Origin of the sequence: Photorhabdus tasmaniensis, from assembly GCF_011189505.1 — a bacterium.
Taxonomy (GTDB): Bacteria; Pseudomonadota; Gammaproteobacteria; order Enterobacterales; family Enterobacteriaceae; genus Photorhabdus; species Photorhabdus tasmaniensis.
In genome coordinates, this window is the sequence record NZ_PUJU01000038.1 from 33,324 (window position 1) to 45,299 (window position 11,976).

Annotated in this window: 19 protein-coding genes; 8 read left to right on the forward strand and 11 right to left on the reverse strand. The window is 47.9% G+C overall.

Going from position 1 to position 11,976, the window contains the following annotated elements; translation table 11 throughout:
- Nucleotides 1-8 precede the first annotated feature (8 nt).
- From C5471_RS16320 to C5471_RS16370, 11 genes are all read right to left on the reverse strand, one after another.
- Nucleotides 9-473, reverse strand: a complete 465-nt coding sequence (locus C5471_RS16320) for a hypothetical protein (protein WP_133815664.1) — start codon at nt 471-473, stop codon at nt 9-11.
- A gap of 1 nt (nt 474) precedes the next feature.
- A complete protein-coding gene (locus tag C5471_RS16325) occupies nt 475-984 on the reverse strand; it encodes a hypothetical protein (protein ID WP_133815663.1) in 510 nt (169 codons plus the stop codon).
- A complete protein-coding gene (locus tag C5471_RS16330) occupies nt 981-1,514 on the reverse strand; it encodes a gp16 family protein (protein WP_133815662.1) in 534 nt (177 codons plus the stop codon). The genes C5471_RS16325 and C5471_RS16330 overlap by 4 nt, the downstream gene beginning before the upstream one ends.
- 69 nt (nt 1,515-1,583) lie before the next feature.
- Entirely contained in the window at nt 1,584-1,892 is a 309-nt protein-coding gene (locus tag C5471_RS16335; protein WP_133815661.1) for a hypothetical protein, read from the reverse strand.
- A gap of 85 nt (nt 1,893-1,977) precedes the next feature.
- Complete coding sequence (locus tag C5471_RS16340) at nt 1,978-2,166, reverse strand: hypothetical protein (RefSeq protein WP_133815660.1); 189 nt, start codon at nt 2,164-2,166, stop codon at nt 1,978-1,980.
- A 1-nt stretch (nt 2,167) separates the two neighbouring features.
- On the reverse strand, nt 2,168-2,800 hold the full coding sequence (locus C5471_RS16345; protein WP_133815659.1) for a DUF3164 family protein: 633 nt from the start codon (nt 2,798-2,800) through the stop codon (nt 2,168-2,170).
- A complete protein-coding gene (locus C5471_RS16350; RefSeq protein ID WP_133815658.1) occupies nt 2,790-2,987 on the reverse strand; it encodes a hypothetical protein in 198 nt (65 codons plus the stop codon). Before C5471_RS16350 ends, C5471_RS16345 begins: the two co-directional genes overlap by 11 nt.
- Nucleotides 2,988-2,999: 12 nt before the next feature.
- The gene (locus C5471_RS16355; protein ID WP_133815657.1) at nt 3,000-3,260 is read right to left on the reverse strand and encodes a hypothetical protein; all 261 of its coding nucleotides are present in this window, start codon (nt 3,258-3,260) and stop codon (nt 3,000-3,002) included.
- On the reverse strand, nt 3,257-4,210 hold the full coding sequence (locus tag C5471_RS16360) for an AAA family ATPase (protein WP_133815656.1): 954 nt from the start codon (nt 4,208-4,210) through the stop codon (nt 3,257-3,259). Before C5471_RS16360 ends, C5471_RS16355 begins: the two co-directional genes overlap by 4 nt.
- A 13-nt stretch (nt 4,211-4,223) precedes the next feature.
- Nucleotides 4,224-6,212 (reverse strand): transposase domain-containing protein, encoded by a 1,989-nt coding sequence (locus C5471_RS16365; protein ID WP_207627378.1) that lies wholly within the window; start codon nt 6,210-6,212, stop codon nt 4,224-4,226.
- Between the two features lie 21 nt (nt 6,213-6,233).
- A complete protein-coding gene (locus C5471_RS16370) occupies nt 6,234-6,452 on the reverse strand; it encodes a helix-turn-helix domain-containing protein (protein WP_036841422.1) in 219 nt (72 codons plus the stop codon).
- Nucleotides 6,453-6,598: 146 nt separating this feature from the next.
- On the opposite strand from C5471_RS16370, the gene C5471_RS16375 reads away from it, so the two are divergent.
- The 8 genes from C5471_RS16375 (at nt 6,599) to C5471_RS25100 (ending at nt 11,830) form a co-directional block, all read left to right on the forward strand.
- Complete coding sequence (locus C5471_RS16375) at nt 6,599-7,231, forward strand: helix-turn-helix domain-containing protein (protein WP_133815655.1); 633 nt, start codon at nt 6,599-6,601, stop codon at nt 7,229-7,231.
- Nucleotides 7,232-7,486: 255 nt separating this feature from the next.
- Nucleotides 7,487-8,209: an N-6 DNA methylase gene (locus C5471_RS25095; protein ID WP_339959294.1), complete on the forward strand. Its 723-nt coding sequence runs from the start codon at nt 7,487-7,489 to the stop codon at nt 8,207-8,209.
- Between the two features lie 102 nt (nt 8,210-8,311).
- Nucleotides 8,312-9,223: a hypothetical protein gene (locus C5471_RS16385; protein WP_133815654.1), complete on the forward strand. Its 912-nt coding sequence runs from the start codon at nt 8,312-8,314 to the stop codon at nt 9,221-9,223.
- A gap of 63 nt (nt 9,224-9,286) precedes the next feature.
- Entirely contained in the window at nt 9,287-9,619 is a 333-nt protein-coding gene (locus C5471_RS16390; protein WP_133815653.1) for a DUF3085 domain-containing protein, read from the forward strand.
- Nucleotides 9,620-9,707: 88 nt separating this feature from the next.
- Nucleotides 9,708-9,896, forward strand: coding sequence for a hypothetical protein (locus tag C5471_RS16395; RefSeq protein WP_133815652.1), 189 nt, complete (start codon nt 9,708-9,710; stop codon nt 9,894-9,896).
- A gap of 129 nt (nt 9,897-10,025) precedes the next feature.
- A complete protein-coding gene (locus C5471_RS16400) occupies nt 10,026-10,997 on the forward strand; it encodes a DUF1281 domain-containing protein (RefSeq protein ID WP_166296148.1) in 972 nt (323 codons plus the stop codon).
- A gap of 139 nt (nt 10,998-11,136) precedes the next feature.
- On the forward strand, nt 11,137-11,640 hold the full coding sequence (locus C5471_RS16405) for an N-6 DNA methylase (protein ID WP_339959295.1): 504 nt from the start codon (nt 11,137-11,139) through the stop codon (nt 11,638-11,640).
- A 22-nt stretch (nt 11,641-11,662) separates the two neighbouring features.
- On the forward strand, nt 11,663-11,830 hold the full coding sequence (locus C5471_RS25100) for a hypothetical protein (RefSeq protein ID WP_339959296.1): 168 nt from the start codon (nt 11,663-11,665) through the stop codon (nt 11,828-11,830).
- Nucleotides 11,831-11,976 lie beyond the last annotated feature (146 nt).

Sequence of the window (11,976 nt, forward strand, 5' to 3'; positions counted from 1 at the left end):
GTTATCCCTTATACTGATACAGGTTCAATAACACATGAAAGTTCTAATGGTTTTTTGATGGCAATTATTCTCCAACCATCAATAACGATATCTTTTGTTTGAAATTTCTCAAGCCAGCTTTTATCAGACCATAGTTCAGATATAGCTTTAGTATTAGCGTTGGTATTTTCATCCCAGTATCCAGCATCAGGAATGATCTCTTTAGAAATAGATGCACATCCAGAATTAAACATGTTTGAAATTGGTTTTGAAAAATTTGAGTGAATAGCAACACGATCACCCGATATTGTGACTTTCAATTTTTCACTAGAGCTGGTAGTTAACTCTGTAATCCATGTGTCACTTTTTTTATACCAATCAGTTAGTTTTACCTGATATTGCGCACTAACCCTCATATATTCCATGACGTTATCTTTAGTTCCCGCCATCGACAAAAGAGGGAATAGCACAAAGATAAATAAAATATTTTTCATCTCATTTTTCCTCATTTTGACTTTTCAACCACTCCAGACCACCTGAAATCTTAGCAAGATCAACGCCCATTTGCTGCATTTGTTTAAAATACGCATCACGACTGTCAGAGACTGAAACTTGCTGCCGTTCTCGTGCATTGATATTGCTGCTTTGGGCAATAACCTGTTCGGCTGACTGATAGACGGTTTTCAGGTAGTTGTGATTGGACAACGGTTTCGTGTCCCCCTGCGCCCGCTTTTCCCGGATACGTTCAACAGTTTCACTTAGTGCATGAGCCAGCACCCGACCAGGTTTGTAAAGCGCCAGCACTTCCCCGGCAAGTTTTAATGCCCGGCTATTGGACAGGTTTTGTTTCTCACGGCGAAATAAGCCGATATAGGCCACTAAATGCCGGGCACAACTGCCCGGTAATTCAATCAGTATTTTCAATAACTGACGGCTGGCGTCATCTTCACATAGCGCCTCTAAGTGCCAGTCAGAGTGGCAAATTGGGCAACGGGCTATTTTCATGATGATTCCCCCATATTAAAGGCGTGACATATCGCGTCGTACCCCCGGCTTTTTGGTAGCGGCTGTTGGCGGGCTACCATGCTTTCTGTCATCAGCCTGAGATGCCATTTTTTCAAACTCTCAATAACCGGATAAACCAGGGCTGGCGTCAGCCAGCCGACTTCTGCGACCCCTTCGCCATTGATTTTAGCTGTTTGTCGCATCACAAATTTATTCAGTGCTGACTCTGAGCCGTCATGAACAAACCCCTGCTGATGCATGGTGATCCAGATAGCCCGAATTTTGCTGATTTCTGCCGTGCGTACACGGCCTGTTGGATCCGGCTTAACCCGCTGGTGATAGGGTTTAAAACGGCGTTTAAATCCCCGTTCAACAAACGCCGCATACACCTGTTTTAATTCAGCATGAGACATATCACGACACGACGTTTTACCCGTTGCTGATGTCAGTGCGGCACGGTAGGTTTCGTCATCCAATTTCAGCTTGGCTTTCGCAATATGAATAAGACGAACAAGTTGTTGTTTTGTCATAAATCACCTCTTATTCTGTACTGACTGCGACTCAGTGCAGCCACAGTTATCACAAAGATTTCTGGATTCTTAACGCTTTTCACCAAATCCCTCTTCAATGGCTTCTGCCATTCTTCTTAACCAGTCAGCCAGTTTGAGTGCAGCCGCTTTTTCGGTTTCTAGCAGTGGAAAATCAGTAATAATTGCCTGAGCGACATAACCGTATTGGCTACCATTAATCACCATAGATTGCTCCAGAATCGTTTTATCATTGCTATGTCTGATGAAATAACGGCTTTCTGTTGTTCTCTCATCTCTATTTTTTTGAAAAAAAATCAGATCTACCGTCGTACAATCCCTGTTTAATAATTCCGTTGTTAACTCATGAAAACTATTCATATTTTTTTCCTTGATTTTGGCGTAAGCGCGCCCCTGGCGGGTTTACGCCATATTTAAACTGCCTTTAATTTTGTAGGGTGTTAAATTACGCCGGAGTTAAATAATCCGTTCTCACAAAATAAGGCTCAATGCTAATTTCAACTACCGTGCAATTTGTTAAATCTTTCGCTTTATCAACTGTTTTAACTGGTGTTCCACCGCGTAATATTTTATTGGGCTGATAAATAAAACTGGCTCCAACCCGATAACGTTGATTAAACTGTTTCGCTTTCATATCAGACTCCAGCGATATCCAGTGATATCGGTTTATATTGGTCAGTATCACCGACTCGCTCATAAACCCGAATATAGGATTTACTGCCGATAACTTGCAATGCTTCGCCGATGGCAACCATTGCCTGTTGCCAACGCTCATCATCAATATCAAGACGACGCAGTGCCAGAACGCGACCGGTGTTGATATCGCCCTCTTTATCAGTGGAGAACGCCTGATTAATTAGCGCATGAATTTCAGGACGCGCGCCCGCTGTCCAGTCAGACAGGCAACTGTCAATCAGTTCCTTCGCCGCTTGCAGACGCTCATCAAACGCAATACGGTCCTGTATTGCCCGCTGGATTTTGAAGCGCCCGTCATAGCAAGGTAGCGTGACGTTCCCTTTTTTCCCGCCTTTTGTTGCGCCATACGCTTCTGCTGACAAGTCAATAAACGCCTGAATATCAGCAAATGCCCGCAGCTTCAGTTCTGCCAATGCAGAGCTAACGGTAATGGCCTGCTCGACGATTTCCCCGACCAGCCTGTCCCGTTCTTTATCAATTTCACGGATAATAGAGACCGGAGTTAAAACACCTTTAGCATTGACCCAATACCCTGCGGGAGCCTGTTGTGTTGTATATTGTTTAGTGGACATGTTGATTAACCTCCTGAGTGTGAAAACATAAATCGTATTGCTGCGCGAGGTAATGCTTAATAACCTGTACCAGCGCCATGACCTCTTGTTTTTCATTGGCTGTATAGACAGCACCGCCTGACGCCTTAACGTCATGCATTAATTTCCCCTGATGAGTGGTAATGACAATTTCGATTTTAACAGCCATACATCCCCCTAATTAATGTAATGATTCGGACCAATAGACTTGACACCCTTTATGGATAAACATCCCTTGTCGATAATCACAATTACGCCCCAGGTATCGGTAAGTGGCCTTACCATGACGAATGAGCTGCTCGCAATGCGTATGGCGGGCAATTTGTATACGCGGTGCGCTATCCCGTATCATGATACTCATCACAGTAAACCCCTGCTCTGTCAGTGCTGATACCGCATCACCGACACGATTGAATGCCGAAACCAGTGAGTCCTTTGTCATAATGTCGTCCCCTCTAAATCTTTAACCGCAGCGCGGATATGCTTCTCAGAAAGTAGTTCGTTGTTACCTTTGGCAAACATGGCTGCCAGCCGCAGAGTATGGGATACGGTACGCAGTGCGCCGGGACGTTCTGATAACTGCTGAACTAACGCGCGTTCCTGCTGGCCCAGCCCCCAGGCCTCAGCAATGGCGATAACGTCATCTTTTTTGGTTTTCAGGATGGCGACTTTTTTCGCTATCCGGCTGAACAGTCGCGCAAAGTCCACACTGCGGGAACTGCCGCCAGTCAGTTTGGCATAGACCTGATGATTACCAACGAGAGCCAGACCAATATCGGTTTCTTCCTGGAGAATGCGTAACTCTTCAAGCACTGGATAATCCAGGTGGTCAGCTTCATCAATCACCAGCAACCCCGATGTACCGCGCAATTTCCTGCGCACCGCCCGTCCCAGTTGACCAGCTCGACGCGGCGCATCTCCCAGACCCAGCGCCAGGGCCAGTTCGTACAGGCATTCACTCAGGCTGGCGCGGGAGGGTGACACGGTTATCAGCCAGACATTGGGGCGTTCAGCGACAAATTGTTGCAAGGCTTTGGTCTTACCGACTCCCGGACTGCCGTAAATCACACTGATGCATTGCGCCAGTTGGGCATATTGCAACGCGCTCCAGATTTGTCGCACAGTTTTAGTCTGGACAAAATCCGGGGCGGCCGGTATTTCATTGGTGCGCTTGCTGCGGTTCTCCAGCCAGACAGATAATTGACTGGCAACTTTGCTGTTATCCCCCTTATAACTTTCATTCATAAACTGAGATAACGCCGTACTGGAAATGCCGCTTTCACGGGCTACATTGCTGTAAGTCAGGCTGTCACGTTCAACAAGGGTTCGGATGGCAGCACGAACGTCAGCCAGCTCGGTTTGTGTTTGAGTCAACGCTATAATATTGGTCATCATATCTCCTAAATTAAATCGTGTTTCTCTGCTGTTGCTCATGCAGTTGTGCAACCGCATTTTCAAAAGCACAGTCATAATCGGTATCCGGCTCGGCCTGTTCTTCAACCTGTACACGGCGCAGGGTATTACCCGCCGGTCGGTAGATTTCCACCACTCGGCTTTCCGGTGGTGCCGGTGGCACGGTTCCCGGCATCAGTTCCGCCACTTCCAACGCGGTCATACGGCGCTGTGCAGCAGTGGCTTCTTTAGTGCGCTTAACAAAGCGGGTCCGGTTGCGGTCATGCTCACGAGCAGCCTGGGAATCCCCGAACCCGGATTTTTCAATACACGCGGCCTCACAGATAAACCGGCCATCCAGGGTGTAACACAACACATTCTCGTGCAATGCTGCCGGGTCAAAGCGAATAACGATTTTGTTAGGTTTAATCCCCAGCAACTGCTCATGGTAGTAACGGTTTTTACGGAACTGGATTTTGCCGCCGGCATTTAATGTAAATGCCCCACGGGTGACAGTAACGGCCTCAGATGGCAGCAACAATAAATGACGCTGTTCTGCTGTAGCCTTACGTACAGTACTTTCCTGATAACTCTGTTCAAAGGCAGCATCAAATGACCCTTTACCAAGACACACTTCTGTATCGCGCCCCGGACGACGGTTCCAAAAAGCGATCCCTTCTGCCAGCGCATTTAAAAAAGTTTCCGCATCGACGACCCGGTCACCGTAATTATCGGGCTTTGCCATCGGGTTTGCGCCGGTATAAGCTCCGGCCAAAGCAGGATGTTTATCGACCACTTCACCCAGACCGCCATGAGAGAACGCACGCTCTACTGGTTTTGCTTGCCCATGTCCTCGACCGAACAACACACTGGTCCAGTGCAACTGGATACCCAGCAATGGGATGATGCCTTTCGGGTCATCTTCTTTAACTTTGAATCGATAGCGGTTCGGTACACCGCCTGTCATCCACTTGTTAGCAGCGGCACGGGTGTTATCAATCGTGATATGTTTTGGAATACCGTATTGCTCAATCACATCCGCCAGGGCAAGGCGGATGCTGTCGCTGTTCTCGGACACATCAGTACGCCAGGCCAGGATCTTGCGGGTACGGATATCCTGCCAAATCCAGGTTGTAGGCCGGATAACCTCACCGTTAAACCATTTAACGAAAACGTTATGCTGATAGCCATCGCCGTTAATCCATTCCATTGCATCCAGTTCAAGCACAGTACGTTCTTGCGCAGGATAGAGCCGCATCAATGCGTGTTCACCTTCGCGCAGCAATACCACCTGTTCAGTCGGCACTTCGCGTTCAAGCTTTCGCCGCATCGACGACAGACTCGGTATCGTCCAGCCGTGGTGTACGGCGGCTTCTTCCAGTCGGGCATAGCAGGTGCGTAAAGCGGGCTGTTCCGGGCGCAGATAATCAGCAAGCAAGAAGTCCCAGGCGGCAGACGTACATTCCGCCTCTTTTGCTTTACGCGCCGCCATGCTGTGCCCGTGTTTGCCAACCAGCGCCGCCAGCCAGTCAGAACGCTCGAAAGGTTTAGCCTGGTAGTACCATCGACGAGCACTGGCCGAAGGAACCTGTAACGCATCCGCGACAGAATCAAACGCCGTTAGGGTGTCGATACCGGTTTCGATCATGCCAGCCACTGCAATCACGACCTCACATTTTTGGCGTGCTTTTTCACGCTGATTATTGTTCGCGTTATTCCAGTTCTGCCAAAGCAGCTCACGCGAGTAGGTTTCTGCCTGCTGTTTTTTATTTTTGATGTCAAAACGCAGATTGTTGATTTCCACCGCCCCTTGCTTTTTCAGTACTGCCGCTCGGGCGACAGGAGGCAGGCAATTAATGTGGAATTCAAATGCCTTAGAGCCTTCACGCTTACGGACCATTTCTGTTGTTGCATTTTTCTTTAATCGGTTAGCAATGTTAAAAGGGGCTGTAGGTAAATTCGGTAGCCCGACACACTCTTGCGCTGTAACCCAAATATCCATCAGCTTCATACTCCCTGACATTCATGAATTTTGATAACGGCTCGGCCAGATAACAGCTGGATCGACACCAATTGCCTGAGCAATCAATCTTTCCCCCTTGGGCCAAGGGCGAACTAACGCATTACGCAAAGTATCTTTTGCCAGCCCTGCTTCAACAGACAACGCGCGTAGATTTGTACCGCGTTTTTCTAATGCTGCGCGAATATCTGCGCGATGCCAGTCTTGCCTGTCTTGTTGCATTATGTGATCCTTATGGGTTTATCTGCTCCGATAATCGCTAATGATTATCGGTGTGGATATAAATATATTCGCACAAAAACACGAAGTCAATATTATTTCGTGTTTTTGTGCGAGTGGTGGTTTGATAACGAGAGGAGGCTAATATTATGGGTAAAGAAGAAAAATATGCGCTTAATGACAAAAACACACCTCGTGCTTTTGTGCGCAGTGGAATAACACAGTTTAAGGACAGATTGAGGCAGGCTATGGGGGATGAATCTGGCAATAGCTTTGCAAAGAGGTGTGGGATATCAGAAGCAGCGCTGAGAACTTACCTATCAGGTAAGACATATCCTGCTTTAGATAAATTGGCAGTTTTCGCAGAAAAATGCGAAGTATCTATTGAGTGGCTAGCCATTGGAAAAAATTCCAAAGATGGTGATATGCAAGATACAGAGTATAAAGACACTCCTAAGCATGTCACTGAGGAGCAGGAAAAGGCATGGCTGGCATTTCTTTATAGAATGACAGCAGAAGAACGAGAAGCCGTTATTGACCGTGTTTTCAGACAGGGCATCAACGTATTGTTAACACCACCCCAGACAGATATTCAGCAAGAGTCGCAATTCCCCTGGCCGGAAGACCTGCCTGCTAAACTGGGGGTATCTAACCACTCATTGGTGTTTGCCCAACTGTATGCATCTTTAACTGATGAACAACGACAGAGATTTTTGGAGTCTATCAATGACAAAGAACACGTCCCGGCAAACCACAACAAGATGAGCAGCAAAGCAGGTTAACATGGGCTAAAGTAGCCTATGTTTTAAAGCGTATTTAAAGATGTTTTAAATGACTAATAGCGTGTGTCCTGGCTTTATTAAAATAAGTGGCGCAAAAGCCGCAACCACAAAAATTTTCTCATTTTAGTTAGTCTGCCCGTCAGGGCAGGGATAAACTTATCACACCTATGCAACACCGCACCAGCGCTGAATTTATACCCGCTAATTCCCGTTTATTTTCGCCAATTCCCTATTTCTTTTGGTTTCTCATTACTTGTGGTTCAATACAACCGGGAACCGAATCCACATCAGCAGGCGTTTATCAGACTGTTTAACCAGATTGCCCCGCATGAAAATCGCTGGCAGGTGTTCTGTGATTTTGTGCATATGTCAGCCTGTTCATTGTATAACGCGCTGTTGCAAAATGAGGAATTTGAAGCGGACTATATGCAGCGGGTGAAACGTTATTCCCGTGAAGATGCCTTCCGGCTGAGTCGTTTGCTGAGTGAAGTTATCATGGGGCTGGAGTATACAGTCGGTGATTTTCTGGGGGCTATTTTCATGGCGCTGGAATTAGGTCATGACCAGGCTGGTCAGTATTTTACGCCGTTTCCGGTCAGCCATATGATGGCCAAAATGCGACTTGCTGAGGGTTTACCGATGCTGGCGTCCGGGGAGCGTGAATACATCACGGTGTCTGACCCGGCTTGTGGTGCCGGCGGGATGATTATTGCAATGCATCAGGCCCTGCTGGAAGCGGGGTTTAATCCTCAGCAACAGATGCTGGCGTTTTGTGTTGATATCGATCCGGTGGCGGTGATGATGACGTATATTCAATTATCGTTGCTGGGTATCCCCGCCGTGGTTTCCATCGGCAACGCATTGACCAATGAAGTGTCCCAGCAGATGGTGACGCCAATGTACCATTTAGGCTTCTGGCAGTTCAAACGTCAGCGTCAGGAAGCTGAAGACGAAATAGCGATGTGCAAGGCTGGCTGACATACCTCTTTTTTAATTCAAGTCACCATTGGGTGGCGTCACATTAACCCGATAGGGGATATCCCCTACAGGGGGAACCCCGTCAATCACGAGATTTCCCTGATGTCTTTATTACGTTTTTATATCCGCCATCAATTCGCAGAACGAATGGGGCTGGCGCTGGATGACGATGCTATTTTCTGTCTGTTTCATGAGAGCCAGGGAGACTACGTCAATACCCATGTAAAGTTTACCAAAGCGTTGCTTTTGCCCGTCATGACTCATCTTTTGGACAGTTTGTCTGAGGATCCGGCAAACCGGGTCAGATGCAGAAATAGTGAACGTATCCTGACGTTATGGATACGGGGAATGGATGCGATAGCGCATGTTTATCAGGATCCGATGCTGATGCCTTATACCCATCCGGACAGCAGTGGTCGTGTGGATATCCTTATCCGGCCGGATACAACCGTGTTGCTGAATCTAACGGCGGAGCAGTTTTTGCGTCTGACGGCGCAGGACAACCGGCCGGAAGAGGAGCAAATGGGGCTGGAGCAATTCAGCAAAACACAACAGTACTGGACACGTTTTATGGACTATTTGGATAAGCAGTTGACAGAAACGTGTCTGTATTGTTTTGAACGGTTGGGTCAATTTCTGCGTCACTTACAGGTTGAACCCCGTTTAATACGGCGTTTTTCCTTCGCCATCGGTTACATCGATGTATTAATGGGGCCACAGGATTTGCACAATATTGAGGCAGAGGAATTTGAGTCAGGTTATCTCGAAGACTATATCGATGCGGTCTCTGATGGACTGATGACACCCGTCCAGTTTCGGGTTGATGTGGTATACAAAAATGATCGTGTGATAGAGAGTTTTCGATCAGATATCGACATTGAAGATGTTAACAACCCAACACTCAGAGATTATCGGGAGGTGGTGGATGAGGCAATCACCTGGGTACATGAGCAGTTTGTGCTGAAAACCCGTTCAGTGAGCATGGCTACGCCGGTACAGCGGTTGGCAGCATAACTAAAATAACCCATTGGGGGAAATGTTCCCTCAAGGGGGACGTTTCTCCTCAGGAGAACGACGATGTTACTTTTTAAGGCGAAAGACCTGAAACCTGTGTTACGGGAAGCGATAGCCCATCAGTGTGACGTGTTGCTGGTCAAGGATCAGGGCATTTATATCATGTCTGATATGGGTACGATGCAAAATGGCAGGCATCTTGTCGCTTATGCTTGCGGTTATCATCCAGAGAAGGACGAAGGCGGGTATGAACGTGCCCGGGAAGAAGTGGGCGGCGATGATTTTGCGGAAAAGCTGGGTTTCGCCGTATCTACACTCAACCGGTTACTGAATGACCAATGTGATCTGAAGGTGACGCTGACAGCCACACAAATTATCACACAATTTTACCCCTGATTGCCGGGATGCCAGCAGTCGTTTTCACCCTGACAGGCGTTATTTCCCGTCAGGGGATAACGCCCGTTTTTATTTCGGAGCGTTACTGATGAAAAAGATTAAGACCAAAACAGCCCCAAAAACTGTCCGCAAGAACAAAGTCGCCCACCGTCATGGCAGACGTTTCCGGCCTGATGGGTACCGGGGGATGACGGGCAGGATTATCGCGACGTTTGGAAAAAGAAAGCGTCCTGATGTACAGGCCACAAAATTGTGGAGACCAGCTGTCCGGTTATAAATAGCTGGGATGGGGCTGTCCGAAAGTCGGATAGCCTTTTTTCACATCGCTGAACTTATCATCTGCCTGTGGGGGCATTGCCTTCACCAGGCATGCCCTGTTTCAGGTAAAAAAAGAGGATTTTTTACTATGCCGAAGGGGTACGCTAATCGTTTGCATATCACGGGTCAACCCGACCAACTGGAGGCTCTGCAACAATGGGGATTGGGAGACAGAATTCCCTATTACGGGCAGGCTATCCATCAAAGTATTAAGCTGTTTGTCGCGGGCTGTGCTGGTCTCTTGCAACCTACTGAAACGACAGATTACTCACTTTATCCGGCGCTGGTAGCGAAAGGAACAGGGGTAGACTCACCGGAAAACCGGGCGTTTGAGCAATGGCTGGCTTTGTTAAAAGAGAATGTGGCGCTTGATGAAGTTACCAGCCAACAGATTAGCAGGCTTTACCAACAAAGTGGTCTGGCCGCGCGAAAATGGGAGATGTTGCTCCCGGCAGAGCAGGAAACTATCATGGCGTTGTTTAACCAAAAGTCTTGTGACTGGTTCGGTCTGGTTGATTGGGACGGAGAACGTGACACGAAAATGTTGTGGTCTCATCTTGATGACCGGCTGACAGAGACGGTTCCTGGTGACTTATTTCTGCTGATACCGACCCATCTTGCGAGTGAAATCAATGGATTTTGCGGCGGATTGTTAAGGGATCACGAGACGACTCATGAGTTGTATTACCGATTGTACGGTATGACGCGGCCGCGAGGTTATGACATAGCCTGGAAGCACCATGATAATGGCAGTCTGACCGGGCATTTTGACACAGCGCCCTGGGAGCCGTGGGATGAAAAAATCATGGTGCCTTTGTCCAGGCAATATCACTGCCATATCACCCATTATTTTGAGGATGTCTGTGATTTTTGTGGTTACGACAAATACTGGAATGGGCAGTGGGAAGAAGGTCGTGTCGATGAGCTGGAATTGGGTGAGGAAGACGGTATCCGTAAAGTGATAGGGCCGGCCTACATTCTCGGTAATGTTTTACATGACGGGGATGAGTGCCCTGACAGCGTTATTTCGCTTATTCCACAGGGACGTTTCCCGTGGTGAATTGACGGTAAAAAAACAGGTTCAGGTCTGCCTGAGCGTCTGATAACACTACTGCCGGCGGATATGACGCCGGCGATTTACCCATTGGGGGAATATTTCCGCTGAGGGGGCGTGTTCCCCCTTTTCTTAGGAACACGTTTTGTCTGTATTGATTAACCACAAAAAAGCGTTTATGGCTTTATTGAATGAAACCGCTCGTTATCCTCATCGCGACCGGGTATTGGGTGATTTTGTGCAGTGTGCGGCAATCAGTCTGCATAATGCTGTTTGTCCGGACGGTGAGCTGGCGCAACAGTATCTGCACATCATAAAACATGATGAACCGGAAGATGTGACCCGGCTGTCTCAACTGCTTGTGCAGGTTGTGATGGCATTGGAACGTGAACCCCATGATTTTCTGGGTGACGTTTTCAGGGAGATGAATCTGGGTAACCAGCCACTGAAGCAGTTCTTCACCCCCTGGCCTATTAGTCGGGTAATGGCGAAAATGCAGTTGAGTGACATCCGACAATTTTTAGAGAAACACCCCTTTTTCACCTTGTACGAGCCTGCCTGTGGCGCGGGTTGTATGGTGATTGCGGTGGCGGAAGAAGTGAAAACCTCAGGCTATGCCCCTGCCCGGCATATGTGGGTATCCCGTTGATATTGACGTCGTAGCCGCTTCCATGGCGTATATCCAGCTTTCTCTGTTGGGGATCCCCGGGGAGGTGGTGGTAGGTAATGTGCTGACAAATGAACGTCATCGGGTCATGTATACCCCGGTACACTGGCTGGAAAACTGGCCGTGTCGTCTCAGGAAAAATCGTAAGCAGCATGAAGTTCAAACGGTTTGAGACACTGGATTAAGCAAATTCCGGCTCTTGGGCCGGAGTTTTATCCAACAGGACGGAGATGAGAAATAAATCGATTGAAGTTGTTTTGTTTATCCCTGACACGTTTTGGTCTGAATCGGCAGTGCCTCCCAGATGCACTGGACACA

Bases quoted from the DNA above. Each gene is read 5' to 3' on its own strand.
- C5471_RS16370 (WP_036841422.1), bottom strand. From the start codon at position 6,452: ATGCAACAAGACAGGCAAGACTGGCATCGCGCAGATATTCGCGCAGCA.
- C5471_RS16330 (WP_133815662.1), bottom strand. From the start codon at position 1,514: ATGACAAAACAACAACTTGTTCGTCTTATTCATATTGCGAAAGCCAAG.
- C5471_RS16320 (WP_133815664.1), bottom strand. From the start codon at position 473: ATGAAAAATATTTTATTTATCTTTGTGCTATTCCCTCTTTTGTCGATG.
- C5471_RS16335 (WP_133815661.1), bottom strand. From the start codon at position 1,892: ATGAATAGTTTTCATGAGTTAACAACGGAATTATTAAACAGGGATTGT.
- C5471_RS16345 (WP_133815659.1), bottom strand. From the start codon at position 2,800: ATGTCCACTAAACAATATACAACACAACAGGCTCCCGCAGGGTATTGG.
- C5471_RS16325 (WP_133815663.1), bottom strand. From the start codon at position 984: ATGAAAATAGCCCGTTGCCCAATTTGCCACTCTGACTGGCACTTAGAG.
- C5471_RS16385 (WP_133815654.1), top strand. From the start codon at position 8,312: ATGTCTTTATTACGTTTTTATATCCGCCATCAATTCGCAGAACGAATG.
- C5471_RS16365 (WP_207627378.1), bottom strand. From the start codon at position 6,212: ATGGATATTTGGGTTACAGCGCAAGAGTGTGTCGGGCTACCGAATTTA.
- C5471_RS16350 (WP_133815658.1), bottom strand. From the start codon at position 2,987: ATGGCTGTTAAAATCGAAATTGTCATTACCACTCATCAGGGGAAATTA.
- C5471_RS16360 (WP_133815656.1), bottom strand. From the start codon at position 4,210: ATGACCAATATTATAGCGTTGACTCAAACACAAACCGAGCTGGCTGAC.
- C5471_RS16375 (WP_133815655.1), top strand. From the start codon at position 6,599: ATGGGTAAAGAAGAAAAATATGCGCTTAATGACAAAAACACACCTCGT.
- C5471_RS16390 (WP_133815653.1), top strand. From the start codon at position 9,287: ATGTTACTTTTTAAGGCGAAAGACCTGAAACCTGTGTTACGGGAAGCG.
- C5471_RS16340 (WP_133815660.1), bottom strand. From the start codon at position 2,166: ATGAAAGCGAAACAGTTTAATCAACGTTATCGGGTTGGAGCCAGTTTT.
- C5471_RS16395 (WP_133815652.1), top strand. From the start codon at position 9,708: ATGAAAAAGATTAAGACCAAAACAGCCCCAAAAACTGTCCGCAAGAAC.
- C5471_RS16400 (WP_166296148.1), top strand. From the start codon at position 10,026: ATGCCGAAGGGGTACGCTAATCGTTTGCATATCACGGGTCAACCCGAC.
- C5471_RS25100 (WP_339959296.1), top strand. From the start codon at position 11,663: ATGGCGTATATCCAGCTTTCTCTGTTGGGGATCCCCGGGGAGGTGGTG.
- C5471_RS16355 (WP_133815657.1), bottom strand. From the start codon at position 3,260: ATGACAAAGGACTCACTGGTTTCGGCATTCAATCGTGTCGGTGATGCG.